Source organism: Aeromonas crassostreae, from assembly GCF_054052445.1.
On sequence record NZ_JBSTYM010000005.1, the window covers coordinates 1 to 26,833 of the forward strand.

Genomic DNA, 26,833 nt, shown 5'->3' on the forward strand with positions numbered 1-26,833 from the left:
AGCGCGGAACCGCGAACTACCGGCAGGTCATCACCCGGGAAGTCATACTCGGACAGCAGTTCGCGAACTTCCATCTCGACCAGTTCCAGCAGCTCTTCGTCATCAACCATGTCGCACTTGTTCATGAACACGATGATGTAAGGTACGCCTACCTGGCGGCCCAGCAGGATGTGCTCACGGGTCTGCGGCATCGGGCCGTCAGTCGCGGCTACTACCAGGATTGCGCCGTCCATCTGGGCAGCACCGGTGATCATGTTCTTAACGTAGTCGGCGTGGCCCGGGCAATCTACGTGCGCGTAGTGGCGGCTCGGGGTGTCGTATTCTACGTGGGAGGTGTTGATGGTGATGCCACGCTCACGCTCTTCCGGGGCCTTGTCGATCTGGTCGAAGGCGAAGGCTTTACCGCCGTAGTGCTTGGCCAGCACGTTGGTGATGGCAGCAGTCAGGGTGGTTTTACCGTGGTCAACGTGGCCGATGGTACCCACGTTAACGTGCGGTTTACTACGCTCAAATTTTTCTTTAGACATGATCGTCCCTCTAAACTAACGCTGAGTACGCGGTGGCAAGCTAACCACAGAACAGTTTATATGATGGATTTGAATTGGGTGGGAAAGAGAGGCTGGTACTGACTGGCCGATTTGAACTGCCGACCTCACCTGAGGTGTGGCTCTCGGCATTGCCTGAGCCATATCAGCATCTTGGAGCGGGCAGCGGGAATCGAACCCGCATCATCAGCTTGGAAGGCTGAGGTAATAGCCATTATACGATGCCCGCATTTCTCTAACCCAAAGCACTCAAACCGCAGAGAAATATGGTGGAGGGAGAAGGATTCGAACCTTCGAAGGCAGAGCCGTCAGATTTACAGTCTGATCCCTTTGGCCACTCGGGAACCCCTCCATACTCGATTGTCACAACGGTAATTCTGCTTGCACCCGTTGTTTTGTCGCTCTTGTCTAGCAAATAGACGACTGACATCTAAGCGTCGCGCATTTTATTGTAAGGTTTTTGGTGATGCAACTGTTGCGCTCGGCAAAATGGTGATTATTGCCGCCATCCCGCCAAAAAACCGGCCCTGGCCGCACGATCCTGACGTGTCCCTTGTCGCTCTCCCCCCCTTGGTGTATGGTCGCCCAGCCCCAGAAACAGTGATGAACCCATGACGACAGAGCACAACCCCTATCTGCAATTTACCCGCGAACAGTGGGCTGTGTTGCGCGATGCAGTCCCCCTGACTCTGACCGAGCCCGCGCTCAAGACCCTGCAGGGCATCAACGAAAAGGTATCGCTGCAGGAGGTGGAAGAGATCTATCTGCCCCTCTCCCGCCTGCTCAATCTCTACGTCAAGGCCAAGCAGCGCCGCAGCCGGGTGCTGGAGCAGTTTCTCGGTCAGTCCCGGGGCAAGGTGCCCTATGTGATCAGCATCGCGGGCAGTGTGGCGGGGGGCAAGAGCACCACGGCCCGCATCATGCAGGCCCTGCTGGAGCGCTGGCCCGAACACCCCAGGGTGGAGCTGGTCACCACGGACGGCTTCCTCTACCCCAACAAGGTGCTGGAAGCGCGCGGTCTGATGCGGCGCAAGGGCTTTCCCGAGTCCTATGACATCCGCCGCCTGGTGGAGTTTGTCGCCGACATCCGCGCCGGACACGAGCGGGTCGAGGCCCCCGTCTACTCCCATCTGATTTATGACGTCATCCCCGATGAGACCAAGGTTATCGAGCAGCCGGACATTCTGATCCTGGAGGGGCTCAACGTGCTGCAAAGCGGCATGGATTACCCGCAAGACCCCCACAGGGTCTTCGTCTCGGACTTCGTCGACTTCTCCATCTATGTGGATGCGGATGCCGAGCTGCTGCGCACCTGGTATATCGAGCGCTTCCTCAAGTTTCGCAGCGGCGCCTTCGCCGACCCCGACTCCTACTTCCACCACTATGCCAAGCTGGCAGAGAGCGAGGCGACCCGGATCGCCGGCAATATCTGGCAGGAGATCAACTACCTCAATCTGCAAGAGAACATACTGCCGACCCGGGAGCGGGCCAACCTGATCCTCACCAAGGGGCCAGAGCACGCCATCGAGCAGATCAAGCTGCGTAAATAACGGCAGCAGAGCGCAAACGAAGAGGGGGCCCGCAGGCCCCCTCTTCCGTTATCGGGGGTCTCTTCAATCGCCCCGCCGCAGGGAGAGCTCCCCTCCCAGATAGAATTTGATCCCCTCCTCCGTCTCGAGGCGCAAGGCGCCGCGATCATCTATGCCACGGGCGATGCCCCGGATCTCCTGCTCCCCCATCAGGAGGCGCACCGGCCGGCCGGCGAAGTGATCGAGCCGGTTCCAGGCATCGACGAAACGGGCCAACCCGTGCTGCTCGAAGGTCTGCATCGCCCGCTGCAGATGGACCATCATGCGGGCGGCCAGCAGATTTCTGTCCACCAGCTCGGGCTGGATATGGCGCAGCTCGGCCCAGGCCTGATCTATCTTCTCCCCTTCCCGGCTCGGCATCGCCAGGTTGAGGCCGACCCCGATCACCAGGTGGCAGCTGGCGCCCGCGCTGCCGCTCATCTCCACCAGGATCCCGGCCAGCTTGCGCCCTTCATAGTAGAGATCGTTCGGCCACTTCAGCTCCACCCCGGGATAGCCGAGGGATTCGAGCGCCTCGACCACGGCCACCCCCACCGCCAGGCTCAACCCCATGGCGGCGGCCATGCCCTGCTCGAGCCGCCAATACATGCTGAGCAGCAGCTGGCAACCGAATGGCGAGACCCAGGGCTTGCCCCGTCGTCCGCGGCCTGCGGTCTGGCATTCGGCCAGGCAGCACTCGCCGGGTTGCAGCCGGGCGACCCGCTCCAGCAGATACTGGTTGGTGGAATCGATCACCGGGAAGCTGTGGATGGGGGCCAGGGGCGCCAGACTCTGCAGCAGCTCCCGATCGTAGAGCGCGAGGGGGAAGGCGAGGCGATACCCCTTGCCGGTCAGGCTGAACAGGTCCAGCCCCAGCTCCTTGAGGGCCGCCATGTGTTTGCTCACCGCCGCCCGGCTGATGCCGAGCTGCTCGCCGAGCTGCTCGCCCGAGTGAAACTGGCCGTCGCTGAGCAGGCCGATCAGGGTCTGGCGAATGGGGGTCAGGCTCATGCCAGCACCTCGTCGAGCCAGGTCTCGCCACGGGGCCCCATGAAGCGCACCTCGTGCTCGAGCAGGACCCCGAAACGCTGCTGCACCGCATCGCGCACATGGGCGGCCAGGGCGATCAGCTCTGCGGCCGTCGCGCCGCCGCGGTTGACCAGCACCAGGGCCTGCTGCCCATGGACCTGGGCGCCGCCGATGGCGAACCCCTTGAGGCCGCACTGATCGATGAGCCAGCCCGCCGCCAGCTTGGCCTGCCCCTCCCCGGCCGGATAGATGGGCAGCGTCGGCCATCGCTCCTTGAGCTGGTCGGCCCGAGCCGCGGACACCAGAGGATTCTTGAAGAAGCTGCCGGCATTGCCGAGCACGGCCGGATCCGGCAGCTTGGCCATGCGGGTGGCGCAGACGGTCTCGAAGATGGCCTGAGGGGTGGGCGCCGCCAGGGCGCCCAGAGGGCCATAGCCGAGCACGGGCAGCCAGGCCTTGGGAAGCGCCAGCCCCACCGCGGTGATCAGGTGACTCTCCTGATAATCGTGCTTGAAGATACTATCCCGGTAGCCGAAACGGCACGCCTCGACCGGGATCCGCTCCTGCTGGCCGCTATGCCAGTTGAAGGTGTCCACATGGCGACAGAAGGAGGCCAGCTCCACCCCGTAGGCCCCGATGTTCTGCACCGGGGCGGCGCCCACAGTGCCCGGGATCAGCGCCAGGTTCTCCAGCCCGGGCATCCCCTGGGCCAGGGTGTGGCAGACCAGCTCATGCCAGGATTCGCCGGCAGCCACCTGCAGCAGCCAGTGATCCCCGCCATCCTCCACCTGGATGCCCCGCAGGCGATTGTGGATCACCAGCCCCTCGAAATCGCAGGTAAACAACAGATTGCTGCCGCCGCCCAGGATGAGGCGTGGCTGACCCTGCCACTCGGGGGTGGCCACCAGGGAGGGCAGCTCGTCCAACCGGGTCAGTTCGGCCAGCCAGCGGCAGCGGGCCGCGAGGGAGAAGGTATTGAGGGCCGACAAGTCGGCGTGAGCGGTGAGTTTCATCTGCGGGTCCCGGCAATGACAGGGCGCCAGTCTACCTCAACTCGGTTCGCGGCGAGAAATCCCGCAGGCGACCAGACCTGCCTTCGCCTCCGAGCGGGCCTGGTGATGTCGATCTGCCCCCCCGGCAGAGCGGGTTCCCTTTGCGGACTCACTCGGCTGGTTTAGAGTAACAGGCTCGCTCTGCGGAAGGACAACTGATGAACAACCAATTTGCCGTGATCGGACTGGGGCTGTTTGGCACCGCCCTGTGTGAAGAGCTGGAGCGTCAGGACGCCGAGGTCCTGGCCATCGACATCGATGAGGTGAGGACCCGCCAGGTGGCCACCTTCTGCAGCCATGTGATAGTGGCGGACGCCACCGACGAGAACACGGTCGCCGAACTGGGCCTGGCCGAGTTTGACATCGTCTTCGTCGCCATCGGCAACAGCCTGGAGACCAGCATACTCACCACCCTCGTCTTGAAGGAGGCGGGGGTGAAGAAGGTGTGGGTCAAGGCCCGCGACAAGTTCCACGCCAAGATCCTGAAGAAGGTCGGGGCCGACAAGGTGATCAATCCCGAGTGGGACATGGGCCGCCGCGTCGCCCAGAGCATGTTCGACACCCGGCTGGTCGACTACCTGGAGCTGGGGCACGACATGGTGCTGACCGAATTCGTGATCGGTCTGCAACTCAACGATCGCACCCTGGCCGACCTGGATCTGCTGCAACAGACCGAGTTTCAGCTGCTGGCGATCAAGCGGGGGCAGACCCTCCACAACGTGTTGACCGGCACCCTGACCCTGGCCCTCGGCGACATCCTGATCCTGGCGGGCAACAAGCATGCCATCGACCGCTGGCTGGACAAGCAATGAGTTCCCTGTGGCGTGACACCTACGCCTTCGCCATCCGTCCTGATAACGCCTCCCGCTGGAGCGAGCCCAAGCTCATCCTCGGCAGCTTCCTGGCCATACTGGCGCTGGGTACCCTGTTTCTGGCCCAGCCCTCCAGCCATCATGGCGAGGTGAGCTTCATCAACGCCCTGTTCACCGCCACCTCGGCCATCAGCGTGACCGGGCTGGGGGTGGTGGACACCGGCAGTGCCTTCACCCTGCAGGGGCAGCTGTTCCTGCTGGTGCTGATGGAAATTGGTGGTCTGGGGCAGATGACCATGACGGTGCTGTTGCTGGCCCTGCTCAGCAAGCGGGTCGGGCTGCGCCAGCAGGTGCTCGCCAAGGAGGCCCTGGGTCAGGAGGGGTCGATCAACATAGTGCGCCTGGTCAAGCGCATCATAGTGTTCGCCTTGCTGGCCCAGTTGATCGGCGCCGCCATCATGGCGCTGCGCTGGGTGCCCGAGCTGGGGTGGCATCATGGTCTCTACGTCAGCTTCTTCCACGCCGCCTCGGCCTTCAACAACGCCGGTTTCTCGCTGTTTGCCAACAATCTCATGGACTACCGGGACGACCCCCTCATCAGCCTGACCATCTGCGCCCTGCTGATCCTGGGGGGCATCGGCTTCACCGTCATCATGGATCTGGTGCGCACCCGCAAATTTCGCAGGCTCAAGCTCCACAGCAAGCTGATGCTGGTGATGACCCCGGCCCTGTTGCTGGTTGGCACCCTGATGTTCTGGCTACTGGAGCACAACAACCCGGGCACCCTGGGCGGCCTCACCCCGGGCCAGCAGTGGCTGGCCGCCTTCTTTCAGTCCGCCAGCGCCCGCACCGCCGGCTTCAATACGGTGGATCTGGGTCAGTTCGGTCCACCCGCCCTGCTGTTCATGATGATGCTGATGTTCATCGGCGCGGGGACCACCTCCACCGGGGGCGGCATCAAGGTGACTACCTTCGCCGTGGTGATACTGGCGACTCGCGCCTTCCTCACCAAGCGGCCCCATGTCACCGCCTTCGATCGCACCATAGCGTCCCAGGTGGTGACCCGGTCCCTCGCCATCATCATCGTCAGCGCCATGGTGCTGATGCTGGCCATGTTCCTGCTGATGGTGACCGAGGATCTACCGTTCGATCGCATCATGTTCGAGACCATCTCGGCCTTCGCCACCGTGGGACTCAGCACCGGGATCACGACCCAGCTCAGCGAGCCGGGCAAGCTGATCCTGGTGCTGGTGATGATCTGTGGCCGTCTCGGCCCCCTGACCCTGGCTTTCATGCTGGCCAGGCCGAGCGAGACCCGCATCCGTTATCCGGAAGAGAACGTGCACACCGGCTGACCGTCGGCCGCATGAAAACACCGCAATACCAGCGGGGCCCTCGGGCCCCGCTGGTATTGCGCTTTGACCTGTGGTCCCTCAGGCCGCCTTCCCCTTGCCGGCCCTGCGCGGCGCACCGCGCCCTGTCGACGAGGTGGCGGAACCGGGTTTGGCGCCGGGCTTCCTGCCCCGCCCCGCCCCGGCCGACTTGCGTTTCGGGAAGGGGCGACGCCCGGCGCTCTCCTTGGGCAGGCCGCCGAAATCGGCCCCTGAGCTGTGGCGAGCCCCCTCAATCAGGCCATTGAGCTGCTCGGTGAGCGGCCCCATGAAGTGCTGGTAACTGCCATGACGCTCGGCAATCTGTCCCAGGCTCTGCTCCCACAGCGCCGTCATGTCCGGGGTGGTGGCACTCTCGGGCAGGGCCTGTATCAGGGCACGGCCGGTCGGGGTCGCCTTGATGCTCTTGCCCTGGCGATGCAGAAACTGACGCTTGAACAACAAGTCGATGATGCCGGCCCGGGTCGCCTCCGTGCCCAGGCCATCCGTCTCTCTGAGCGTCTTGCGGATCTCGGGATCCTGTACGAAGCGGGCGATCCCCGTCATGGCGGCCAGCAGGCTGGCATCGGTGAAGGCCTTGGGGGCCTGGGTCATCTTCTCCAGCAGCTCGCCCCGCTCGCAGAGCAGCTGCTCCCCCTGTTTCAGGGCAGGCAGGGTGCCGGCCTTCTCGTCGTCGTCCTCTTCTTCCACCCCGAGCAGCGCCTTCCAGCCCGCCTTGACGATGCGTCTGGCCTTGGCCTGAAACAGGCCCCCCTCGATGCGCAGCAGCACCCGGCTGTCGTTGTATTCGAACATGGGATAGAACTGCAGCAGATATTGGCGCGCCACCAGGCCGTAGATCTTGCTCTCATCCGCCGACAGGGTGGCGCCGTTGCCCTGTTTCTCGGTCGGGATGATGGCGTGATGGGCGTCCACCTTGCTGTCGTTCCACGCCTTGCTGCGCAGGCTGCCATCCGCCTCGCTCACCGCCCTGGCCAGCGCCGGTGCCGTGGCGGCAATGGCATCGCGCACCCGGGGGGCCCGGCCGAGGTGATCCCCGGGCAGGTGCCGGCTGTCGGATCTGGGATAGGTGATGAGCTTGTGGCGCTCGTAGAGGCTCTGGCAGATATCCAGCACCCGCTTGGCATCCATGCCGAACCGCTTGGCGGCATCGATCTGCAGGCTGGAGAGGTTGTAGGGCAGCGGCGGCGCCTGCTTGCGGGCCTGCTCCTCCACCTCCTCGACCCGTGCGGCCTTGCCCGCGATGCGATTGACCACGTTCTCGGCCAGGGCGCGCCTGAGCACCCGCCCCTCCTCGTCCTGCCAGGGCTGGCAGGCCTCTGACGGCAGCCACTTGGCGCAGAAGCGCTCATTACCCGCGGTCACCACATGGGCCAGCACCTCATAGAAGGGTTTGGGGACGAAGGCCTCTATCTCGCGATCCCGGCGCACCACCAGGCCGAGCAGGGGAGTCTGCACCCGGCCGACCGAGAGCAGGGCGCTGCAACCAGCCTTGCGCCCCAGCAGGGTATAGGCCCGGGTCATGTTGATGCCATAGAGCCAGTCGGCGCGGCTGCGGGCCAGAGCCGACACCGCCAGCGGCACGAACTCCTTGTTGTCGCGCAAGCCGTCGAGGGCGCGGCGCACCGCCGGGGGGTTGAGATCGCTGATGAGACAGCGCTGCACCGGCCTGGACTTGGGGTAGCCGAGAAAGTCGATCACCTCGTCCACCAGCAGCTGCCCCTCCCTGTCCGGGTCGCCGGCATTGACCACGCAATCGGCCCGCTTGATGAGCCCCTTGATGACATTGAGCTGGCTGCGGGTCTTGGGCTTGGCCACCAGTTGCCACTGGGCCGGGATGATGGGCAGCTGCTCCATGCGCCACTGCTTGTAGGCGGCGTCGTAAGCATCGGGCTCGGCCTGCTCCAGCAGATGGCCGATGCACCAGGTCACCACATCTCCCTGGGCCGTTTCGATGTAGCCCTCCCCCTTCTTGTGAGGCTTGGGCAGCACATCGGCGATGGCACGCCCCAGGCTGGGTTTTTCCGCGATGAAGAGTCGCATGGCTGACACACCTGAATACTGTATATGTAGCCAGTATACCCAGTCGACCGACAAAGCCCAAGCCGGCACCGACCGATGTGACTCGTCGTGACCCAGCCCGGGCAGCTTGGACTAAGCTGCTGAAGATCGCCCGCTCCCCATGGGGCCAGAGGCCGCCGCCAGGCCCCCGGATAGGGTCCCCTGCGGCCTCCCGGCCTCGTAACGATCGGGACTCATTCGTGGAAAAACCACGAGATTATTTTATGCTATGCAGGAAAACGCAGAAAAATAACGGCTTTTGGGTTTTGCAATGATGGGTGTCAAGCTTTGACCTGGCGCCACCTACTACCATATGGGTAATACTCACCTAGGAACTGCCACCATGCTTGGGTCCCTCTTCAAGAAGACCTGGTTCTGGCTCCTGCTGCTCGGGGCCCTGCTGGGCGTCGCGGCACTGGGCGTCACCGCCACCATACTGCACAAGACCAGCTCCACCGAGTTCTGCGTCTCCTGCCACTCCATGCAGACCCCGCTCGCCGAGTACCAGGGCAGCGTCCACTTCCAGAATCCCAGGGGCATAAGGGCCGAGTGCGCCGACTGCCACATCCCGGGGGACCCCACCTCCTACCTCTGGACCAAGATCCGCGCCGTGAAGGACATCTATCACGAGGCGATCGGCACCCTGGATACGCCGCAGAAGTATCAGGATCGCAAGCTGCTGATGGCTCAACATGTCTGGGACGAGCTCAAGGCCAATGACTCGGCCACCTGCCGCAGCTGTCACAGCTATGAGGCGATGGACGTGCTGGCCCAGCGCCCCAACGCCCGCGCCGAACACCCGGTCGCCATCAAGGAGGGGCAGACCTGCATCGACTGCCACCGCGGCGTCGCCCACATCATGCCGGACATGAGCGGTCTGGCCGCCGCCGGGGCGAGCGAGCTGGCCCAGGCCGCCGCCAAGACGCCGGCCAGCGTCACCACCCGTTACGCCATCGCCACCACGCCGCTGTTTCTGGATGCCAAGACAGACGCCAACCAGGGCAACCTGATGCCTTCCACCCGGGTCGAGATCCTCGGCAATGACAATGGCCGGGCCCGAGTCGAGATCGCCGGCTGGCAGCAAGATGGCGTCACCGATGTCTTCTATGCCGCCCCCGGCAAGCGCATCCTGAGCGCGCTGCTCGGCGACGAGGCCAAGCAACAGCTGGTCACGGGGGCGAGCGAGACGGATGCCAGCACCAAGCTCACCTGGCATCAGGTCAAGCTGACCGCCTGGGTCGACGAGACACAGCTGATCGGCGACCAGGAGAAGCTGTGGCAATACGCCTCCTCCCTGATGTCCGCCAACTGCACCGGCTGCCATGGCCTGACAGCCCTGGATCACTTCAATGCAAACCAGTGGATCGGCGTCATCAAGGGCATGGAACCGCGTACCTCCCTCACCCCGGAGCAGGCGCGCATGCTGACCCAGTACGTGCAAAAACACGCCAGTGACACGAATTCGGCTCTCTGAGGCAGGACACCAAGGAACTGTTATGACTCTCTTCAACGATAAAACCGCGAACCTGTCCCGCCGCCGCCTGCTCAAGGGCATGGGGGCCTGCGCCGCCCTGCCCCTGCTCGGCGGCCTCTTTCCCAAGAGCGCACTGGCCAAGGCCATCAGCACGGCGCTCGATCAGTTCACCACCCTGGTCCCGGCCCAAAAAGGCATACTCACCGGGGCCCACTGGGGCGCCTTCGAGGCCATCGTCGAGGATGGCCGCATGGTGCGTGTCCAGCCGGTGGCGGACGATCCAGCCCCGAACGACCTCATCGACATGGCCCCCTATCAGGTCCATGCCAAGAACCGCATCAAGTACCCCATGGTGCGCAAGAGCTGGCTCGAGCATGGCCCCGGGGCCAGCCCCGAGCTGCGCGGAGCTGACGAGTGGGTGCGGGTGAGCTGGGAGCAGGCCATCGACCTGGTGGCGGGCGAGATCACGCGGGTGCAGAGCCAGTTCGGCCCCCAGGCGATCCACGCCGGCTCCTACGGCTGGAAGAGCGTGGGCCTGTTCCACAACAGCCGCACCCTGCTGCACCGGCTGATGAACCTCTCTGGCGGCTTCACCGGCTATGCCGGCGACTACTCCACCGGGGCGGCCCAGGTGATCATGTCCCACGTCATGGGCTCCATCGAGGTGTACGAGCAGCAGACCGCCTGGCCCAATGTGGTCGAACATGCCGAACTGGTGGTGCTGTGGGGCGTCAATGCCCAGGTCACCCTCAAGAACAGCTGGAACATGCCGGACCATGAAGGGCAGGCCGGCTTCCTGGCCCTGAAGGAGAAGGGCACCCGGGTCATCAGCATAGACCCCGTCTACAACGAGACCGCCAAGCTGCTCGGCGCCGAGTGGATTGCGCCCAACGCCTACACAGATGTGGCCATGATGCTGGGGGTGGCCCACAGCCTCTACCGCGCCAAGAAGCACGATCAGGCCTTCCTGGATCGCTACACCAGCGGCTTCGACCAGTTCCTCGACTACCTGCTGGGCAAGACGGACGGCCAGCCCAAGAGCGCCGAGTGGGCGGCGGCCATCTGCGGGGTCGAGGCCGGGCAGATCACCCAACTCGCCCTGGACATGGCCGCCAAGCGCACCATGATCATGGCCGGCTGGGGCATGCAGCGTCAGCACCACGGCGAGCAGCCGAACTGGATGCTGGTGACCCTGGCCGCCATGCTGGGCCAGATCGGCCTGCCGGGGGGCGGCTTCGGCTTCAGCTACCACTACTCCTCCGGCGGCAGCCCGACCGCCAAGGGGGGCATACTGTCCGGCATCTCGGCCGGGGAGGCGCCCAAGAACGGTCCGGCCCCCATCCCGGTGGCCCGCATCGCCGACTGCCTGGCCAATCCGGGCAAGACCATCGACTTCAACGGCCGCAAGGTGACCTATCCGGACATCAAGCTGGTCTATGTGGCGGGCGGCAACCCCTTCCATCACCATCAGGACACCAACAACCTGCTCCAGGCCTGGCGCAAACCCGAGACGGTGATCGTCCACGAACCCTACTGGACCGCCACCGCCAAGCACGCCGACATAGTGCTGCCGGCCACCACCAGCTACGAGCGCAACGATCTGGAGATGGGGGGCGACTACTCCCAGCGTTACGTCTTCCCGATGCACCAGTGCGTGCCGCCCCAGTTTGAGGCCCGCAACGATTTTGACATCTTCCGTGCCGTGGCCGCCAAGCTGGGCATGGAGGAGGCCTATACCGAAGGCAAGGACGAGACCCTCTGGCTCAAGCAGATGTATGACGCCATGGCCCTCCAGGCCCGGGGCGCCAAGGTGGCGCTGCCGCCCTTCACCATGTTCTGGGAGTCGAACAACTATGTGCGCTTCCCGGTACCCGAGGCGAACAAGCAGTGGATCCGCCACGGTGATTTTCGCGAGAACCCGCTGCTCAACCCCCTCGGCACCCCGTCCGGCAAGATAGAGATCTTCTCCAACACCATCGCCAAGATGGGCTATGCCGACTGCGCGGGCCACGCCAAATGGTTCGAGCCCAAGGAGTGGAAGCAGGGCCCGGCGGCGGCTCAGTATCCCCTCTCCCTCAACACCTCCCACCCGACCCAGCGGCTGCACTCCCAGCTCGACAACACCCCCCTGCGGGACAAGTTCGCGGTGGCGGACCGGGAAGCCATCATGATCCACCCCGATGACGCCAAGGCCAGGGGCATAGCGGCTGGGGATCTGGTGCGCGCCTTCAACGATCGCGGCCAGATCCTGGTGGGGGCGCTGGTTTCCAGGGACGTGCGCCCCGGGGTGGTGCGCATCTGCGAGGGGGCCTGGTTCGACCCCGCCGAGCCGGGCAAGGTGGGCGCCCTGTGCAAGAACGGCAACGTCAACTGCCTCACCTTCGACGAAGGATCGTCGAGCCTGGCCCAGGGCAACTGCGGCCACATGGCCCAGCTGCAGATAGAGAAGTACACAGGCCCTGTGCTGGCCAATACCGCCCACGCGGTACCGGCCAATGCCTGATCCTGTCTGCTGACCATGAAAAAACGGCGCCGAAAGGCGCCGTTTCTTTGTCTGTCTGCCAAAGAGCAGACATGGTCGGGACAGATTCAAAAATCCCCTTCCTCCATATACTCCTGGGCACACTCCACCCACGAGGGGGGCCAGAGCCCTGGCCGATAATTCAGAAGTCCCCTTCTTCCATATACTCCTGGGCACACTCCACCAGCTGGGGCCAGAGGTCTTCCGGCACCCAGGCATCCGGGTCATCCTCGTCACCGTCATACTGGGTCCAGAAATAGGTACGCAGCCCGCTGGCGAACTCGTCGCTCACCTCGGCCAGCTCGGAGAGGGGCCCCAGCCAGGCGATGCGGCGCAGGCCGCTGGCGAGGTCATTGATGGCATCGACCAGGGCGCGGTTGTCCGGGTTCTGCTCCACCAGCAGGGTGAAGCGCTCCCTGGCCTGCTCGGTCTGATCCTCATCCAGCTCCCCCACATCGGCCAGCAGGTCGACAAACTCTTCCAGCAGGTACTCGATCAGGCTCTCTCTCTCTTCAAACCACTGGATCTGGGCCCCTTTGGTACCCAGCACGGAGGCATCGAACGAATCATCAAGATGGCACAATGCCCACGGATCGTCGGTCATGAATCTCTTCCTCAGGCGTCAACAGATGCCACATAGTAAGCCCGGCCCGCCCCCCTCGCCACTCCGGATGGGGGGCGGGCCCGGCATGAAACAAGGGGCGGCGTCGCGCGGCCTCAGCCGTCGACCCGCGCCACCTTGGGCAGGGAGAGGGAGGCCGCCAGCCCCCCCAGTTCGGCACGGCCCATGATGAGGCTGCCGCGATAGGCTTCGGCCAGGTCTGATACGATGTTGAGGCCGAGCCCGGAGCCGGGCACCTTCTCATCGAGGCGCACCCCGCGCAGCACGGCGCGGGCGATCTGATCCTCCGTCATACCGGGGCCGTCATCCTCGATGCGCAGGCTGATCCAGCCTCCCAGCTCGGCGCTGGAGACCCGCAACCGGCCCGCCGACCACTTGTAGGCGTTTTCCAGCAGGTTGCCGACCATCTCGTCAAAGTCCTGCTCCTCCACACCGACCGCCAGGGTGGCGGGCACCTGCAGATCCAGCTCCCTGCCCGGATAGAGGCGGGAGAAGGCGCGGCAGATGTACTCCACCCGGGCCCGCACCGGGGTGGAGACCCCGAGCACCTTGGCGGCGCCGGTCACCCGCGCCTTGCCCAGGTGATAGTCGATGTGGCGCTGTATCTTGTCGAGCTGCTCCAGCATGGCCCCCTGCTCCTCGGGGGGCAGCTGGGCCAGCTGGTTGCGCATGATGCTCAGCGGCGTCTTGAGGGCGTGGGCCAGGTTGCCGGTGTGGGCCCGGGCCCGCTGCAACAGCTCGCCATAGTGGTGCAGCAGGCGGTTGATATCCTCCACCAGGGGCTGGATCTCCAGGGGATAGCGCAGGCGGAACCCCTCCTGGTGTCCCTGATGGACCCGCACCAGCTCGCGCCGCAGCAGGTGGAGCGGGCGCAGGCCATAGACTATCTGGAAGGTGAAGCCGAGCAGCAGGCCGGTGGCGGCGAAGCCCAGGCCGAGGAAGAGGCCGATCCGGGTCTTGCGCAGCGTCTCGGTCAGGGCCGTGCTGTCCTTGGCCATCACCAGGGTAAACACCCGATCCGATCCGGGCAGCAGGACATTGCGGGTCATGATCAGCAAAGGCTCGTGATTGGGCCCCCTGCCGAGGAAGAGATCCGGATCCCCGAAGGCGGACTTGAGGCCATGGCTCTTGAGGTTGGTGTCCCAGAGCGAGCGGGAACGGCTGACGATCTGCTCCCCCAGCTCCAGCTGCCAGTAATAGCCGGAATAGGGCTGCCGGTAGCGGGGATCGGCCATGGGCTCGGTGACCGCGGGCAGGCCGCTGTGCTGCACCTCCAGTCGCGCCAGCAGATCATAGAGCTGCAACCTCAGGCTGTCGGCTTCCGCCTCCTGCCAGTAGTTGCGCATCATGGTCTGCAGGCTGAAGCCGGTGGCGGAGAGAAAGAGACCGCACCAGATGAGGGCGATGGCCACCAGCCGTCCCCGCAGGGTCCGTACCAGCCTCATTCAGGGTGCCCCTGTGCCCCTTGCTGCCGGGTCTGACTCATTCGTTGATCCGGTAGCCAAGGCCGCGCACCGTCTCGATCAGGTCGGCATGGGTCTTCTTGCGGATCCGGCCGATGAACACCTCCACCGTGTTGGAGTCGCGGTCAAAGTCCTGGGCGTAGATGTGGTCGATGAGCTCGCTGCGGGACACCACCTTGCCCTTGTGCTGCATCAGGTAGCCGAGCACCCGGAACTCGTGGGCGGTGAGCTTGATGGGGGTCCCCTCGTACCACACCTGGGAGGCGGCCATGTCCAGGCGCACGCCGCCCATCTCCAGGATGGAGCTGGCATTGCCGGCGGCGCGGCGCACCAGGGCATGGACCCTGGCCACCAGTTCGGCGACCTGGAACGGCTTGGTGAGATAGTCATCGGCCCCGGCGTTGAGCCCCTCTATCTTCTCGTGCAGCTGGCCGCGGGCGGTGAGCACCAGCACTGGGGTCGTCATCTCCTTGCTGCGCCACTCCTTGAGGATGCTCAGGCCATCGCGCCCCGGCAGGCCGAGATCCAGGATGATGGCGTCATAGGGTTCCGTCTCCCCGAGGAAACCGGCCTCGTTGCCATCGTGGCAGAGATCGGTGACGAAACCGGACTGTCGCAGTTGCTCGGCCAGCTGGTTGGCCAGGGTCTTTTCATCTTCAACGATCAGAATGCGCATGGATTGGGTCCAATGAATGGGATGTCACTCGGCGACGGGCGCCGGCGGAATGAAGAGATGTTCGAGATGATGGCCCTTGAGCCACACCATTTCCAAGGTATCGGCGCGGTAACCGACCTTGATGACGCTGTTTTCCCGATCGATCATCCTGAGCTCGTAGAGCCAGCGCCCGTCCTGTTCGCTCAGATCGACCCGCAGCACTCGCCCCGGCAGATGGGCCGCCGCCGCCATCACCTCGTGGAAGGGTTTCACCCGTCCCTCGCTGACCGCCTGTTGCAGCTGCGCCTCGCTCGGCTCGCCATGGGCAGCCAGGGAGCACAGCAGGGCAAACAGACCCAGGGCTCTATTCATGGGGGATTCATCTCCAGAAACCTAGCATGATCGCGGTTATAGTCTGCCAGCCCTGAATCCGGAATGAATATGATCCCGCGCACGATTTTCCCCATACTGGCCCTGTTGCTCAGCCTGACACCGCTCTGGGCGGGGGCACAGCAGGGGCGGCTCGAGATGGCAGAACTGATGAAACTGCTGGTGGCGAAAGGGTATCACGATATCCGGGAAGTCACCCTGACCGAAGAGCGGTTCGAGGTCGATGCCCTGGACGACGCCTCCCGACGGGTGCGCCTGGTGGTGGATGCCCGCAGCGGCGAGCTGCTGAGCCAGGAGCCGCAGTAAGGGCCACCCCCTCCCCAGCCGCCAATGCAAGAGAGGCCATCAGGCCTCGCTTGCATTGAGCTTGTCGCGACGCTGCCCCTTGGGGCGGCCGCGCCAGGGCTTGAGCAGCCTGTCCCGCCGCGGCCAGAGCAGCGCCAGGGCCAGCAACAGATAGATGAGGGGCTCCTGCCAGCCGCTCTTGACCGACCACCAGTAGTGCACCGGCACCAGCAGGGCCACGGCATAGATCCAGTTGTGCAGCCGCTGCCAACTCGGCCCCATGGCCCGCAGCAGGGCCGGGATCGAGGTGATGCCGAGCGCCAGCAACAGCAGCAGGGCGATGGCCCCCACCACTATGTAGCTGCGCTTCACCAGCTCGCCGCCAATCAGCCCCCAGTCGAACTGCAGATCCAGCCCCAACCACACCATGAAGTGCAATGACGCCCAGGCCGCGCACCAGAGCCCGAGAGGGCGGCGCAGCTTGACGAGCTGGCCCTGGCGCCAGCGCTTGGCGAGCGGCGAGACCAGCAGGGTGAGCAGCAGCAGATGCAGGGCCCCCTTGCCGAGATAGTGGGTCAGCCCCTGCACCGGATCCCCCCCCAGCAGGCCGGCCGGCACGGCATAGCCGAGCCAGAGCAGACTCCCCAAGGCGCCCAGGTGCACCAGCAGGCGCAAGCCATTGATATGGGCTGTTTTCAGTCTCGGCGTCATATCGCTGTTCCCGTTATGTTTTTCCCACCCCTCATCCCCAACCCTTCTCCCGCCAGGGGAGAAGGGGGCAAGAGACCATTCGGGCAGAGCGTCAGTCTCAATACCATTTGCGCAGATCCATGCCCTGATAGAGGGAGGCGACCTCCTCCCCGTAGCCGTTGAACATCAGGGTGGGCTGGCGCTTGGCGCCAAAGATCCCCCCCTCGCCGATGAAGCGTTCGCTGGCCTGGCTCCAGCGCGGGTGATCCACCTCTGGATTGACGTTGGCGTAGAAGCCATATTCGTTCGGCGCCAACAGGTTCCAGGTGGTGGGTGGCATCTCCTCCACCAGCCGGATGGAGACGATGCTCTTGATGCTCTTGAAGCCGTACTTCCAGGGCACCAGCAGCCGGATGGGGGCGCCATTTTGCCCAGGCAGCGTCTTGCCATAGAGGCCGACCGCCAGGAAGGCGAGTGGATGCATGGCCTCGTCGATGCGCAGCCCCTCCACATAGGGGTAATCGATGCCGCCGCCAAGGGAGCGGGAAGCCTGTCCCGGCAGCTGCTCAGGATCATACAGGGTCTCGAACGCCACGAACTTGGCACGGCTGGTGGGGGCGGCCCGCTTGATGATGTCGGCCAGGGAGATGCCACTCCAGGGCAGCACCATGGACCAGGCCTCGACACAGCGCAGCCGGTAGATGCGCTCCTCCAGGGGCTCCTTGTCCACCAGATCCTTCACATCCAGGGTGAAGGGGCGCTCGACCTCGCCGCCGACCTTCAGGGTCCAGGGCTCTGTCTTGAGGTAGTGCGCGTTGCGCGCCGGATCCCCCTTGCCGGTGCCCAGCTCGTAGAAGTTGTTGTGACTGGTCGCCTTGTCATAGGGGGTCAGCACCAGGCCCTCTGGGCGCGGCGCCGGACTGGCCTTGAGGGGTTTGCCTGCCGGGGCCGGCGCGGCGTCGCCCTTGAACAGATCGAGCAGGCTGGCCTGGGCGGGCAAGGCCAGGCTGGCGGCCCCGAGCCCCAGGCCCTTGAGCACCAGGCGCCGGTCCCGGTAGACCTGCTCCGGGGTGACATCGGCCTCGGTCGGATGATGGGAAGAAGAAGACTTGATCAGCATGCAGGGCTCCCGTCGGGATGAGGTGTTAATGATGAGACCGCGTCACCGCCAGATCCCTTTCATCCCGTGACAAAAAAGGCAACCGAGCGGGTCATGGGGCGTAAGGGAGCCCCTTGCACAGGGTGCCGACCAGAAACAGCATGACGAAGACAAGCAGGGGAACCAGGACGTTTGACGACATGAGACTCACTCCTTCGAGGCGACGGGGCCCATAACTATGGTGCAGCCAGGAGGGGTCGGCCAGTGAATCTTTTTCGCGAGCGCAAGCGTATTCCTGCCGGTCGAAGCGTGATCTGGATCACGGCTCGCTGTGCCCCGCCTTGCCGCTGCTTTGCACAGGGGTATTCTCCCGCCCTTTCCACATTGCCAGGGGTGTATCGCCATGTCTCCGCTGCTTGCCATTGCCCTCACCACGGGCCTGCTCTCTGCCCTCTGGGGCTGGCTGGCCGTGGCGCTCGGTCTCCTCTCCTGGGTTGGTTTCCTCGGCTGCACCAGCTATTTCGCCTCCCAGGGCGGCGTGCGCGCCCTGGGTCAGACCCTGCTGTGCAATGCCAGTGGCATGCTCTGGGCCCTGCTGCTCATTCATGGGGAGTCCTGGTGGGGAGCCGGCGTGGCCGGCTATCTGATGACCGGGGTGGTGGCGACTCTGATGTGCATGCAGGCCAGGCAGCAGTGGCTGGCCTATATTCCCGGCACCTTCGCCGGTTGCTGCGCCACCTTTGGCGCGGCGGGAGAGTGGCGCCTGGTCCTGCCCTCCCTGGTGCTGGGTGCCCTGTTTGGCTACCTGATGAAGGCGAGCGGCCTCTGGTTGTCGCACCGCAGCCAGCGGCCGGCCCCGTCCGCCCGGCAGACCAGCCCCTCGGCCTGATCCTCCCTCACCCCTTGGGCTTGAAGTTGGCGGCCTCTATATGGTGGCGGTTGAGCAGCTTGTAAAAGTCGGTGCGATTGCGTCCCGCCATGTTGGCGGCCAGGGTGACATTGCCCTCTGTGGTACGCAGCAGGCGGATCAGGTACTCCTTCTCGAACTCGGCCCTGGCCTCGTTGAAGGAGGGGATGCCGCCGCTGTGACCGCTCAGGGCGGACTCCACCATGACGGCCCCGATCACCGGGCTGCTGCACAGGCTCGCCAGCTGTTCCACCAGGCTGGAGAGCTGGCGCACGTTGCCCGGCCAGGCGGCACTGGCCAGCATGGCCAGCGCCTCGGGGGAGAAGCCCATCGCCAGACAGTCTGGGTGGCGCGCCCGGTAGCCATCGAGCGCCTGTCTGGCCAGCAGGGGGATGTCCTCGCTGCGGTTGCACAGGGGCGGCAGGGTAATGTTGGCGACGTTGAGCCGATAGAAGAGATCCTCTCGAAACCGCCCCTCGTCCATGGCCGCCACCAGATCCTGATGGCTGGCGCTGATCACCCTTACCTCGGGCGTCCCCTGGCCATACTCCTGCAGCACCTGCAACAGCTTGGCCTGCAGCGAGGCCGACAGGTTGCCTATCTCGTCGAGGAAGAGGGTCGCGCCCCTGGCCTGGTCGAACAGGCCGGAGCGGCCATCCTCGCCAAACAGCTCCCGATCCAGCGCCTCCCAGGAGAAGGCCGCACAGTTGATGGCGTGGAACGGCCGATCCCGCCGGCTACTGGCCTGGTACAGGGTCTGGGCCATGAGCCCCTTGCCCGCACCGGACGGTCCCAGGATCAGCACGGGCACCTCCATGCCGGCGATGGTGCTGGCCTGGATCAGGATCTGCTCCATCTGGGGGTTGCGGGTCAGGATCTGGGACTGCCACTCCCAGGTCTGCTTGGGACGGGTCAGGCTGAGGGCATGCTCTATGGTGCTCAGCAGCTCGTCCTTGTCGATGGGCTTGGTCAGGAAGCTGAACACCCCGGAGCGGGTCGCCTGAATGGCATCGGGAATGGTGCCGTGGGCCGTCATGATGATGACGGGCATCCCCAGCCACTGGGCCTGGATCTTCTCGAACAGCGCCAGCCCATCCATGCCTCCCATGCGCAGATCGCTCAGCACCAGATCGGCCCGCCGCTGGCGCAACCGATCGAGGGCCGCCTCGGCGCTGTCGGCGGTGTCCACCTCGTAACCCTGGCTGCGCAGCCGCATGCCCATCAGCTTGAGCAGGCTGGCATCATCATCCACCAACAAGATACGGCTCATGGCAAGGCGCTCCCCGTCTCCTGATACTTGCGTCGGTTGAGCTGCTCATCGATGGCGGAGAGCTGCTCTATCTGCCGCTTGAGCCGCTGCACCTCCTGGCTCTGGTCGTCGCGCCGGCTGTCGCGGGCCAGCAGCTGCTCGCCCAGGGCAATCCAGCTGCGCAGGAAGGCCTGAGCATCCAGGCCGAGTTCCGGCTGCAACCCCTTGAGGGCATCGAGTCCGGCGCGGCGGCTCGCCACCGACTCGGCGGGATGGCTGTTGACCATGGCCAGGCTGACCCGGCTCTCCAGATCCGGCTGGTTGCGCAGCCGCTCACGCTCCTGCTCCCGCTGTTGTGGCTGGCTGGCCAGCAACCAGTCGGAATATTGCAGGCGCACCTGCATCTCCTTGTTGGCAAACTCCATGCGCTGGGTCAGCTCGGCATCCGTGACCGAGGCGGGCTCCTGGCGCGGCAGCAGGCCGCACCCCGTCAACATGCCCGCCAGCAGGGCGGGAAACATCAGTCGTTTGATCATAGGTATCACTTCAGCGTCAACCGGAAACAGACGGCGGCCTGGCCATCGTCCACCAGACTCAGCTCGCCGCCGAGGCTGATGGCCGACTCACGGGCAATGGAGAGCCCCATGCCAGACCCTTTCAATACGCCCTCACGAGCGATACTGCCCTGCTCGAAGGGTTCGAAGATACGTTCACGTTCATCCTGGGGGATGGTGGGGCCCTCATTGGCCACCTCCAGCCAGCTTTGCTGCCCATCCTGGCCCCAGCGGATCCAGATCTGGCCACCCCGGGCGCCATAGCTGACCGCGTTGGAGAAGAGGTTGTCGATGATGAGCCGCATCCGGTAAGGGTCGGTCAGCAGGGTCAGCTCCCGCTCCGGCAGCTGCACCCTGCTCCCCTTGGATTCGAGCGCCAGCCGGTATTCGGCGCACAGGGACTCGAGCAGCGGCGTCAGCGCCACCGGCACCCGCTCGAACGCCTCCTGCTGGCTCAGGCGGTTGAAGTCGAGCAGTCGCTCGATCAGGGTCTGCAGACGGCGGCTGTTCTGTTCCAGCATCTGGCAGATCTCCTGCTGATCCGGGGTGAGGGGCCCCACCAGCTGCTCGCAGAGCAGATCCGCGCCCTCCCGCAGCACCGCCAGCGGCGTCTTCAGCTCATGGGAGACATGGCGCAGAAACTGATACTTCTGCTGCTCCAGCTCCTTCAACTTGTCGTGCAGCCAGCCGATCCGCTCCCCCAGCACCACCAGCTCCGCCGGACCATCGACCGGTTTCTTGTCCGGCTCTATCCCGGCGCCCAGGCTGAGGATTCGCGACTCAATCTGGCGCACCGGGTGGATGATCAGGTAAGTGAACAGCAGGATCAACAGCAGGCTGAGCACGGCGACCAGGCCGCTGACCCACCAGATCTCCTTCATGAGCGCATCGATGGCGAGCCGCACCCTGAGCACATGCTCATCCACCTGGCTGCGGGTCGCCACCTCCAGCTGCATGTTGGCCTCGCTGAGATCCTCGAAGCGCAAACTGGTCGACTCGGCCTTGGCCCGAGCCAGATCCTGCAGGCCATCGAGCCAGCCGATCAGCTCGTCCAGCTGGCCGTAGACGGGGGCGTTGGGGATGGAAGCCTGGTGCTCCTTGAGCAGGCCGCGATAGTGGCCGAGCTGCTGCTGATAGCTGGCGAGGATGCGATTGTCCCCGAGCACGGCGTAACGGCGCAGGGTGCGTTCCAGATCCACCGCCAGACTGGTGAGCAGGGTCGCCCGCCGCGTGTCGCGCACCGCCCGCTCCATCTCGTCACTGGTGAGCTGACTCAGGTGTTCGAGGGCGCGAGTGTCGTGCCAGATCATGCCGCCGAGCGGCATCAGCACCAGCGCGAAGCCCATCAGGACCACTTGTAACAGTGAGCGCGGTCTTACCCTTGTCATCTTGCACTCTCAGCTCATCATTGGGGTGGCAAGCATATCCGCAGTCGCACAAAAAACAAAACCGGCCCAGGGGCCGGTTGAATCACCGCTGCCTGACTAGGCAGAAAATACGGAGACGGCACTGATGATGAACACCAGGGCGAGGGCCCCCGTCGCCGTCACCACAGCCCACTTCATTTCTGCACTCATAACCCCTCCTGAGTTGCTCAATCAGAGCCCGATCACAACATATCGGATTGATGTTAATGCATAGTTAAGGTAATTAACGTGAGCCAGATAACCATTTTCAGATGAGCCTCAACGCAAGGGATAGCGCCATGTTCTATCTGTGTAGCATAGGATCCAACCTCGAACCCGAACGGCATGTCGATCGTGCGCTCGGCGAACTGCTGGCGCGTTTTCGGCGTCTGCAGCTGAGCTCGGTGATCAAGACCAAGCCTGTGGGCATGCAGTCGCGCCACGACTTTCTCAACTGTCTGTTCGTGATCGAGAGCGAGAGCGCCCCCCAGAGCCTCAAGGCGGAGTTCATCGCCATGGAGCAGGCCCATGGCCGCAATCGCGGCGATCCCCTGTGCAAGGTGCACGACAGGCCGCTCGACATCGACATCCTGGCCATGGGCGACGACGACGACTTTCACGCCGCCGAGGTCGATGCCTACCTCCAGGATCTGCTGGCCGAGCTCTATGGCGAGCAGCCTGCCAACGTCCAGAAAGTGGTGCTGAGCCCCTGCGGGGTGACCATAGGCCAGGCCCCGGTCTACCTCAGTCAGGGGTCAGATGATGGCCAGGGAGCGGCCACCGTCCACCTTGATGCTCGCCCCCGTCATGTAGTGATTGCCCAGCAGTAGCTGCACCGCCTGCCAGATAGGCTCTAGCCCCCCCTCCCGCGCCAGCGGCGTCCTGGCCAGCACCTGCTGGCGCCAGGCCTCATCGTGCTCGTCGAGAAACAGTATGGGGCCGGGCTCTATGGTGTTGACCCGCACCGCCGGGGCCAGCTGACGCGCCAGGCTCATGGCCAGGGAGTGAGCCCCCGCCTTGGTCGCCACATAGTTGGCAAAGCGAGGGGCAGGGCCGTGAATGTAGATGTCGGTGATCTGGATGATGCTGGCGTTGACATTGCTCGCCAGCCTGGGGGCCAGCACCTGGTTGAGCTGGAAGGGGGCCGCCATGTGCACCTGGTAGAAGCGATCGAACTGGGCCAGCTGCTCGGCGGGATCCTCGGCCAGGGGCTCGAATGCCGAGGCGTTGTGGATGATGAGCCCCAGACCCTCATGGCGCGCCGTGGCATGGGCCAGGGCGGCCACCTCCCCGGGCCGGGTGAAGTCGGCCTGGATAAGCTCGACCCCGAGCGCCCTCAGCCGCGCCAGCTCCGGGCGCTCGGAGCGATACTGCCCCGTCACCTGCCAACCCGCCGCCACCAGCTGCTCGCACAGATAAAACCCGAGTCGTCGACCCGCTCCCGTCACCAAGGCACGCATAACCCCTCCTCACCATCCCTGAGCCGATCGGTGCCATTTGTCACAAAATTGCCCGGCCGATCGCATCTTCACCCCATCGCCAATGATATTGTCTATCAATCCCTGCGGCACCACCCATTGGTGCCAGCGAAGCGGCTGTCTCATAGTGCAGGCAACCAGAACCGTGGAGCAATCAATATGTTACAAGTACGCGATCACATGAGCCGCCTGAGCCACTCCCTCAGCCCCCAGCAGGGGCTGGCCGCCGCCCTCGACAGCCTGTACGCCTCCGGCCTGAGTGGTCTGCCCGTGCTCAATGACCAGCATCAGCTGGTTGGCTTTCTCTCCGAGCAGGACTGCATCCCCAGCCTGCTGACCGGCAGCTACCACTGCGATACCCGCACCCAGGTGCAGGACATGATGAGCAAGACCCCCCTCTCCATCGGCCCCAACGAGAGCATCCTGGATCTGGCCCGCCAGATGACGGGAGCCAAGCCCCGTATCTACCCCGTGGTCGAGCAGGGCAAGGTGATCGGCATCATCAGCCGCCGCCAGGTGATGCAGGTGCTCAATCAGCAGCTCAAGGGGTGCCAGCAGACCTGAGTTCGGGACTCAAGCATCGACCAGGGATGGTCGATATGATCTCGACCACCGCGGCCAAGGCGCCGCCCCCGTGGCTTTTGGAGAAGCTGAGTGCGGATCTTGTTTCTGTTATGGCTGCTGCCCTGCGCTCTCGGCGCCAAGACGCTGGTGATTGGCGGCATGCTGGAGCCACCGCTCAAGTACCTCGATGCCCAGCAGCGCCCGACCGGCATGGACGTCGAGCTGCTCACCGAGATCTTCACCGCCATGGGGGTGCCCATCGAGATCATCCTGACCGATTCGAGCGCCCGCCTCACCCGCAATGCCAAGACGGGGCGCTACGATCTGCTGATGAGCCACTCCTTCCAGCCCGGACGGGAAGCCTACCTCCTCTATCCGAAGCAGTCTCACATCCGCCACAGCTGGCACTTCTTCGTGCGCAAGGCAGACAAGGCGCGCATCCAGTATCAGTCCATCGAGGATCTCAAACCCTGGCGTATCGGCCTCACCCGGGATTACGCCTACACCCCCGAGCTCAGCGCCATGCTGCATGCCCCCGGCTACCAGTTTCAGGAGATCCCCCTCAACCAGCTGCAACTGCGCAAGCTGGTGGCCGGGCGCATCGACCTGGTGCCCATGTCCCTGGTCACCGCCTTCGGCCAGATCCGTGAAGAGGGGCTGAGCGATCGGGTCGATTACCTGCCCAAACCCCTCAAAAGCAGCCCCTACTACCATGTCTGGTGCAAGGCCAGGGCCGATGCCGACACCCCGGCCCTGATGGCGGCCTACGATGCCGAGCTGCTGCACATGAAGCATGACGGTCGCCTCAAGGCCATCTACGACAAGTACGGCATCCCCTATATCGAGCCCTGAGCCCACCGATCCCGATACGGCGTTTCCAGCATCCAGCGCGTCCCTTATGCCCGACTCAGGGTTTCACAGGGGAGAGGGATCTTGCTCGACAGTCAGGGCCTCACATCTCGCAGGATGGGATTTTGCAGCGAGAGCAGGGTTTCGGTATGAGGTCTGGACCTCGCACACCCCTCCATGCGCTGCCCCCTCAGGGCTTCACGTCTCTCAATGTCAGGTTTTGCAGCGAGATCAACGTCTCGCATGAGGCCTGGATCTCGCACAACCCCCCATGCGCTATCCCCTCAGGGCTTCACGTCCCGCAGGATGGGGTTTTGCAGCGAGATCAACGTCTCGCATGAGGCCTGGATCTCGCACAACCCCCCATGCGCTGCCCCTCAGGGCTTCACATCTCTCAATATCGGGTTTTGCAGCGAGATCAACGTCTCGGTGGACTGGATCTCGTCTATGGTCTGGATCTTGTGGATCAGCACCGTCTGCAACTCGTCGATGGAGCGGGTCATCACCTTGATGAAGATGCTGTAATTGCCCGTGGTGTAGTAGGCCTCCACCACCTCGTCCAGCGCCTGCAGTCTGGCCAGGGCCGAGGGGTAATCCTTGGCACTCTTGAGGTTGATGCCGATAAAGCAGCAGACGTCATACCCCAGCCGCTTGGCATTCACCTGCACCCTGGTCCCCTCGATGATCCCCGCCTGCTTCATCTTCTCCACCCGCACATGGATGGTGCCCGGGCTGACCGCCAGCTGCTTGGCCAGCTCGGCATACGGGATCCGCGCATTCTCCATCAGGGCGCTGAGGATGGCCTGATCGAGATTATCGATCCGATAATTTTCTGGCACTTTTTTGCACTCCCGTTGAGGATATCTCATTAATGACCGGGTTATTTTGTAGAAAAAAACAGGCAAAGCCTATTTCTATTATCGAATATTGAATTTTATGTGCCATCTGTTGAAGAATCACCGCATTCAACGGGTTCGCAACAGGTATTCAGCATGAAACAGCACTACATTCGCAGCCAGCAGCAGATCAGCTTGGTCAAAGAGATCTTCTCCCGCCAACTCGCCCAGCAACTCGGTCTGATGGAGGTACAAGCCCCCATTCTGAGCCGGGTCGGCGACGGCACCCAGGACAACCTCTCCGGCCACGAGCATGCGGTGCAGGTCAAGGTGAAGACCCTGCCCGAGCACAGCTACGAAGTGGTGCATTCGCTGGCCAAGTGGAAGCGCCAGACCCTGGGCCGCTTCGGCTTCGGCCCGGGTGAAGGCATCTACACCCACATGAAGGCGCTGCGCCCGGATGAAGACAGGCTCACCCCCATCCACTCCGTCTACGTGGATCAGTGGGACTGGGAGAAGGTGATGCCGGGCGAGCGCCGGGATCTCGCCTATCTGCAGGAGACGGTGCGCGGCATCTGGGCCGCCATCAAGGCCACAGAGCGCGCGGTCTGCGCCGAGCACGAGCTGACCCCCTTCCTGCCGGCGGAGATCCAGTTCCTGCACAGCGAAGAGCTGCTGACCCGTTACCCGGATCTCGACGCCAAGGGGCGCGAGCGGGCCATCGCCAGGGAGCTGGGGGCAGTCTTCCTCATCGGCATCGGCGGTGCGCTGTCCCACGGCGAGCGCCACGACGTGCGCGCCCCGGACTACGACGACTGGAGCAGCGAGAGCGAACTGGGTCTGGCGGGTCTGAACGGCGACATCCTGGTGTGGAACCCTGTGCTGGAAGACAGCTTCGAGATCTCCTCCATGGGGATCCGGGTCGACGCCGAGGCCCTGCGCCGCCAGCTCGCCATCACCGGGGACGAGGATCGCCTGCAGTACGACTGGCACCAGGATCTGCTGGCGGAGCGGATGCCGCAAACCATAGGCGGCGGCATAGGCCAATCCCGTCTGGCCATGCTGCTGCTGCAAAAAGAACATATCGGTCAGGTACAAGTAGGTGTCTGGCCATCCGAGATGAAGGCTGCCATCCCGGGCATGTTGTAAGTCGGCTTTCTCGTAAAGGAGCATATCGACAAACAGGCACAGGTCGGTGTCTGGCCGGCCGAGATGAAAGCCGCTATTCCTCCGGGCATGCTCTAAGCCGGTCAACGCAGTGAGCCTTCTCACAAAGGAGCACATCGGGCAGCAGACACACGTGTCTGGTCGGCCGAGATGAAAGCCACCATTC

27 protein-coding genes and 2 tRNA genes are annotated in these 26,833 nt (G+C 64.1%); 11 read left to right on the forward strand and 18 right to left on the reverse strand.

Annotated elements, in window-relative coordinates; genetic code table 11:
- From ACW5W4_RS05245 to ACW5W4_RS05255, 3 genes are all read right to left on the reverse strand, one after another.
- Nucleotides 1–527, reverse strand: a 527-nt coding sequence (locus ACW5W4_RS05245; RefSeq protein ID WP_456688651.1) for a GTP-binding protein, incomplete at its 3' end; no start/stop codon positions are given.
- A 172-nt stretch (nt 528–699) separates the two neighbouring features.
- Nucleotides 700–774, reverse strand: a tRNA-Gly gene (locus ACW5W4_RS05250).
- Between the two features lie 38 nt (nt 775–812).
- A tRNA-Tyr gene (locus ACW5W4_RS05255) sits at nt 813–897 on the reverse strand.
- 259 nt (nt 898–1,156) lie between these two features.
- Here ACW5W4_RS05255 and coaA point away from each other — a divergent pair.
- On the forward strand, nt 1,157–2,095 hold the full coding sequence (gene coaA, locus ACW5W4_RS05260) for a type I pantothenate kinase (protein WP_408795957.1): 939 nt from the start codon (nt 1,157–1,159) through the stop codon (nt 2,093–2,095).
- Between the two features lie 63 nt (nt 2,096–2,158).
- On the opposite strand, the gene birA is transcribed toward coaA, so the two are convergent.
- Together birA and murB are read right to left on the reverse strand one after the other, a co-directional pair.
- The gene (gene birA / locus ACW5W4_RS05265) at nt 2,159–3,124 is read right to left on the reverse strand and encodes a bifunctional biotin--[acetyl-CoA-carboxylase] ligase/biotin operon repressor BirA (protein ID WP_456688652.1); all 966 of its coding nucleotides are present in this window, start codon (nt 3,122–3,124) and stop codon (nt 2,159–2,161) included.
- Nucleotides 3,121–4,155: a UDP-N-acetylmuramate dehydrogenase gene (gene murB / locus ACW5W4_RS05270; protein ID WP_456688653.1), complete on the reverse strand. Its 1,035-nt coding sequence runs from the start codon at nt 4,153–4,155 to the stop codon at nt 3,121–3,123. Before murB ends, birA begins: the two co-directional genes overlap by 4 nt.
- 197 nt (nt 4,156–4,352) lie before the next feature.
- Between murB and ACW5W4_RS05275 the strand changes: the two genes are divergently transcribed.
- A complete protein-coding gene (locus ACW5W4_RS05275) occupies nt 4,353–5,006 on the forward strand; it encodes a potassium channel family protein (RefSeq protein ID WP_427261259.1) in 654 nt (217 codons plus the stop codon).
- On the forward strand, nt 5,003–6,361 hold the full coding sequence (locus ACW5W4_RS05280; protein ID WP_456688654.1) for a TrkH family potassium uptake protein: 1,359 nt from the start codon (nt 5,003–5,005) through the stop codon (nt 6,359–6,361). Before ACW5W4_RS05275 ends, ACW5W4_RS05280 begins: the two co-directional genes overlap by 4 nt.
- 78 nt (nt 6,362–6,439) lie before the next feature.
- On the opposite strand, the gene ACW5W4_RS05285 is transcribed toward ACW5W4_RS05280, so the two are convergent.
- Nucleotides 6,440–8,440 (reverse strand): DNA topoisomerase III, encoded by a 2,001-nt coding sequence (locus ACW5W4_RS05285; RefSeq protein ID WP_456688655.1) that lies wholly within the window; start codon nt 8,438–8,440, stop codon nt 6,440–6,442.
- Nucleotides 8,441–8,801: 361 nt separating this feature from the next.
- On the opposite strand from ACW5W4_RS05285, the gene ACW5W4_RS05290 reads away from it, so the two are divergent.
- On the forward strand, nt 8,802–9,932 hold the full coding sequence (locus tag ACW5W4_RS05290; RefSeq protein WP_427261256.1) for a NapC/NirT family cytochrome c: 1,131 nt from the start codon (nt 8,802–8,804) through the stop codon (nt 9,930–9,932).
- A 22-nt stretch (nt 9,933–9,954) separates the two neighbouring features.
- Entirely contained in the window at nt 9,955–12,435 is a 2,481-nt protein-coding gene (torA, locus tag ACW5W4_RS05295; protein WP_456688656.1) for a trimethylamine-N-oxide reductase TorA, read from the forward strand.
- Between the two features lie 160 nt (nt 12,436–12,595).
- On the opposite strand, the gene ACW5W4_RS05300 is transcribed toward torA, so the two are convergent.
- From ACW5W4_RS05300 to ACW5W4_RS05315, 4 genes are all read right to left on the reverse strand, one after another.
- Nucleotides 12,596–13,057: a hypothetical protein gene (locus tag ACW5W4_RS05300; RefSeq protein ID WP_456688657.1), complete on the reverse strand. Its 462-nt coding sequence runs from the start codon at nt 13,055–13,057 to the stop codon at nt 12,596–12,598.
- 113 nt (nt 13,058–13,170) lie between these two features.
- Nucleotides 13,171–14,520, reverse strand: a complete 1,350-nt coding sequence (locus ACW5W4_RS05305; RefSeq protein WP_427261253.1) for a sensor histidine kinase — start codon at nt 14,518–14,520, stop codon at nt 13,171–13,173.
- Between the two features lie 37 nt (nt 14,521–14,557).
- Complete coding sequence (locus tag ACW5W4_RS05310) at nt 14,558–15,214, reverse strand: response regulator transcription factor (RefSeq protein ID WP_408795973.1); 657 nt, start codon at nt 15,212–15,214, stop codon at nt 14,558–14,560.
- 24 nt (nt 15,215–15,238) lie between these two features.
- Nucleotides 15,239–15,565: a PepSY domain-containing protein gene (locus ACW5W4_RS05315; protein ID WP_427261252.1), complete on the reverse strand. Its 327-nt coding sequence runs from the start codon at nt 15,563–15,565 to the stop codon at nt 15,239–15,241.
- Between the two features lie 69 nt (nt 15,566–15,634).
- On the opposite strand from ACW5W4_RS05315, the gene ACW5W4_RS05320 reads away from it, so the two are divergent.
- Nucleotides 15,635–15,889: a PepSY domain-containing protein gene (locus tag ACW5W4_RS05320; RefSeq protein ID WP_408795975.1), complete on the forward strand. Its 255-nt coding sequence runs from the start codon at nt 15,635–15,637 to the stop codon at nt 15,887–15,889.
- 39 nt (nt 15,890–15,928) lie between these two features.
- On the opposite strand, the gene ACW5W4_RS05325 is transcribed toward ACW5W4_RS05320, so the two are convergent.
- Together ACW5W4_RS05325 and msrP are read right to left on the reverse strand one after the other, a co-directional pair.
- Nucleotides 15,929–16,579, reverse strand: a complete 651-nt coding sequence (locus tag ACW5W4_RS05325; RefSeq protein ID WP_456688658.1) for a protein-methionine-sulfoxide reductase heme-binding subunit MsrQ — start codon at nt 16,577–16,579, stop codon at nt 15,929–15,931.
- Nucleotides 16,580–16,676: 97 nt separating this feature from the next.
- Nucleotides 16,677–17,678, reverse strand: coding sequence for a protein-methionine-sulfoxide reductase catalytic subunit MsrP (msrP, locus tag ACW5W4_RS05330; protein ID WP_456688659.1), 1,002 nt, complete (start codon nt 17,676–17,678; stop codon nt 16,677–16,679).
- 382 nt (nt 17,679–18,060) lie between these two features.
- Here msrP and ACW5W4_RS05335 point away from each other — a divergent pair, with 382 nt between their 5' ends.
- Nucleotides 18,061–18,546, forward strand: a complete 486-nt coding sequence (locus tag ACW5W4_RS05335; protein WP_427261248.1) for a DUF1097 domain-containing protein — start codon at nt 18,061–18,063, stop codon at nt 18,544–18,546.
- A 7-nt stretch (nt 18,547–18,553) separates the two neighbouring features.
- Here the strand turns inward: ACW5W4_RS05335 and ACW5W4_RS05340 are convergent, their stop codons facing one another.
- The 4 genes from ACW5W4_RS05340 to ACW5W4_RS05355 all read right to left on the reverse strand — a co-directional run bounded on the left by ACW5W4_RS05340 (nt 18,554) and on the right by ACW5W4_RS05355 (nt 21,944).
- Nucleotides 18,554–19,834, reverse strand: a complete 1,281-nt coding sequence (locus ACW5W4_RS05340) for a sigma 54-interacting transcriptional regulator (RefSeq protein ID WP_456688660.1) — start codon at nt 19,832–19,834, stop codon at nt 18,554–18,556.
- Entirely contained in the window at nt 19,831–20,349 is a 519-nt protein-coding gene (locus tag ACW5W4_RS05345; RefSeq protein WP_456688661.1) for a hypothetical protein, read from the reverse strand. The genes ACW5W4_RS05340 and ACW5W4_RS05345 overlap by 4 nt, the downstream gene beginning before the upstream one ends.
- 5 nt (nt 20,350–20,354) lie before the next feature.
- Nucleotides 20,355–21,755, reverse strand: a complete 1,401-nt coding sequence (locus ACW5W4_RS05350; protein WP_456688662.1) for a sensor histidine kinase — start codon at nt 21,753–21,755, stop codon at nt 20,355–20,357.
- Nucleotides 21,756–21,851: 96 nt separating this feature from the next.
- On the reverse strand, nt 21,852–21,944 hold the full coding sequence (locus ACW5W4_RS05355) for a YnhF family membrane protein (RefSeq protein WP_427261244.1): 93 nt from the start codon (nt 21,942–21,944) through the stop codon (nt 21,852–21,854).
- Nucleotides 21,945–22,072: 128 nt separating this feature from the next.
- Between ACW5W4_RS05355 and folK the strand changes: the two genes are divergently transcribed.
- Nucleotides 22,073–22,603, forward strand: a complete 531-nt coding sequence (gene folK / locus ACW5W4_RS05360; protein ID WP_427261243.1) for a 2-amino-4-hydroxy-6-hydroxymethyldihydropteridine diphosphokinase — start codon at nt 22,073–22,075, stop codon at nt 22,601–22,603.
- Here folK and ACW5W4_RS05365 read toward each other — a convergent pair.
- Entirely contained in the window at nt 22,529–23,233 is a 705-nt protein-coding gene (locus tag ACW5W4_RS05365; protein WP_456688663.1) for an SDR family oxidoreductase, read from the reverse strand. The genes folK and ACW5W4_RS05365 overlap by 75 nt on opposite strands.
- Nucleotides 23,234–23,410: 177 nt before the next feature.
- On the opposite strand from ACW5W4_RS05365, the gene ACW5W4_RS05370 reads away from it, so the two are divergent.
- Together ACW5W4_RS05370 and ACW5W4_RS05375 are read left to right on the forward strand one after the other, a co-directional pair.
- Nucleotides 23,411–23,815, forward strand: coding sequence for a CBS domain-containing protein (locus ACW5W4_RS05370; protein WP_456688664.1), 405 nt, complete (start codon nt 23,411–23,413; stop codon nt 23,813–23,815).
- Nucleotides 23,816–23,905: 90 nt separating this feature from the next.
- Nucleotides 23,906–24,667: a substrate-binding periplasmic protein gene (locus ACW5W4_RS05375; protein ID WP_456688665.1), complete on the forward strand. Its 762-nt coding sequence runs from the start codon at nt 23,906–23,908 to the stop codon at nt 24,665–24,667.
- Between the two features lie 374 nt (nt 24,668–25,041).
- Here ACW5W4_RS05375 and asnC read toward each other — a convergent pair whose 3' ends face one another.
- Nucleotides 25,042–25,503, reverse strand: coding sequence for a transcriptional regulator AsnC (asnC, locus tag ACW5W4_RS05380; RefSeq protein WP_427261239.1), 462 nt, complete (start codon nt 25,501–25,503; stop codon nt 25,042–25,044).
- Nucleotides 25,504–25,656: 153 nt separating this feature from the next.
- On the opposite strand from asnC, the gene asnA reads away from it, so the two are divergent.
- Entirely contained in the window at nt 25,657–26,649 is a 993-nt protein-coding gene (gene asnA / locus ACW5W4_RS05385) for an aspartate--ammonia ligase (RefSeq protein WP_456688666.1), read from the forward strand.
- Nucleotides 26,650–26,833: the final 184 nt, after the last annotated feature.

What these genes read in the sequence shown, in the direction of transcription:
- ACW5W4_RS05325 (WP_456688658.1), bottom strand. Translation starts at nt 16,579, where the DNA reads ATGACGCCGAGACTGAAAACAGCCCATATCAATGGCTTGCGCCTGCTG.
- torA (WP_456688656.1), top strand. Translation starts at nt 9,955, where the DNA reads ATGACTCTCTTCAACGATAAAACCGCGAACCTGTCCCGCCGCCGCCTG.
- ACW5W4_RS05370 (WP_456688664.1), top strand. Translation starts at nt 23,411, where the DNA reads ATGTTACAAGTACGCGATCACATGAGCCGCCTGAGCCACTCCCTCAGC.
- folK (WP_427261243.1), top strand. Translation starts at nt 22,073, where the DNA reads ATGTTCTATCTGTGTAGCATAGGATCCAACCTCGAACCCGAACGGCAT.
- ACW5W4_RS05350 (WP_456688662.1), bottom strand. Translation starts at nt 21,755, where the DNA reads ATGACAAGGGTAAGACCGCGCTCACTGTTACAAGTGGTCCTGATGGGC.
- ACW5W4_RS05335 (WP_427261248.1), top strand. Translation starts at nt 18,061, where the DNA reads ATGTCTCCGCTGCTTGCCATTGCCCTCACCACGGGCCTGCTCTCTGCC.
- msrP (WP_456688659.1), bottom strand. Translation starts at nt 17,678, where the DNA reads ATGCTGATCAAGTCTTCTTCTTCCCATCATCCGACCGAGGCCGATGTC.
- ACW5W4_RS05320 (WP_408795975.1), top strand. Translation starts at nt 15,635, where the DNA reads ATGATCCCGCGCACGATTTTCCCCATACTGGCCCTGTTGCTCAGCCTG.
- ACW5W4_RS05345 (WP_456688661.1), bottom strand. Translation starts at nt 20,349, where the DNA reads ATGATCAAACGACTGATGTTTCCCGCCCTGCTGGCGGGCATGTTGACG.
- ACW5W4_RS05280 (WP_456688654.1), top strand. Translation starts at nt 5,003, where the DNA reads ATGAGTTCCCTGTGGCGTGACACCTACGCCTTCGCCATCCGTCCTGAT.
- ACW5W4_RS05300 (WP_456688657.1), bottom strand. Translation starts at nt 13,057, where the DNA reads ATGACCGACGATCCGTGGGCATTGTGCCATCTTGATGATTCGTTCGAT.
- ACW5W4_RS05275 (WP_427261259.1), top strand. Translation starts at nt 4,353, where the DNA reads ATGAACAACCAATTTGCCGTGATCGGACTGGGGCTGTTTGGCACCGCC.
- ACW5W4_RS05310 (WP_408795973.1), bottom strand. Translation starts at nt 15,214, where the DNA reads ATGCGCATTCTGATCGTTGAAGATGAAAAGACCCTGGCCAACCAGCTG.
- birA (WP_456688652.1), bottom strand. Translation starts at nt 3,124, where the DNA reads ATGAGCCTGACCCCCATTCGCCAGACCCTGATCGGCCTGCTCAGCGAC.
- ACW5W4_RS05290 (WP_427261256.1), top strand. Translation starts at nt 8,802, where the DNA reads ATGCTTGGGTCCCTCTTCAAGAAGACCTGGTTCTGGCTCCTGCTGCTC.
- ACW5W4_RS05355 (WP_427261244.1), bottom strand. Translation starts at nt 21,944, where the DNA reads ATGAGTGCAGAAATGAAGTGGGCTGTGGTGACGGCGACGGGGGCCCTC.
- asnA (WP_456688666.1), top strand. Translation starts at nt 25,657, where the DNA reads ATGAAACAGCACTACATTCGCAGCCAGCAGCAGATCAGCTTGGTCAAA.
- murB (WP_456688653.1), bottom strand. Translation starts at nt 4,155, where the DNA reads ATGAAACTCACCGCTCACGCCGACTTGTCGGCCCTCAATACCTTCTCC.
- ACW5W4_RS05285 (WP_456688655.1), bottom strand. Translation starts at nt 8,440, where the DNA reads ATGCGACTCTTCATCGCGGAAAAACCCAGCCTGGGGCGTGCCATCGCC.
- ACW5W4_RS05315 (WP_427261252.1), bottom strand. Translation starts at nt 15,565, where the DNA reads ATGAATAGAGCCCTGGGTCTGTTTGCCCTGCTGTGCTCCCTGGCTGCC.
- ACW5W4_RS05305 (WP_427261253.1), bottom strand. Translation starts at nt 14,520, where the DNA reads ATGAGGCTGGTACGGACCCTGCGGGGACGGCTGGTGGCCATCGCCCTC.
- ACW5W4_RS05340 (WP_456688660.1), bottom strand. Translation starts at nt 19,834, where the DNA reads ATGAGCCGTATCTTGTTGGTGGATGATGATGCCAGCCTGCTCAAGCTG.
- coaA (WP_408795957.1), top strand. Translation starts at nt 1,157, where the DNA reads ATGACGACAGAGCACAACCCCTATCTGCAATTTACCCGCGAACAGTGG.
- ACW5W4_RS05365 (WP_456688663.1), bottom strand. Translation starts at nt 23,233, where the DNA reads ATGCGTGCCTTGGTGACGGGAGCGGGTCGACGACTCGGGTTTTATCTG.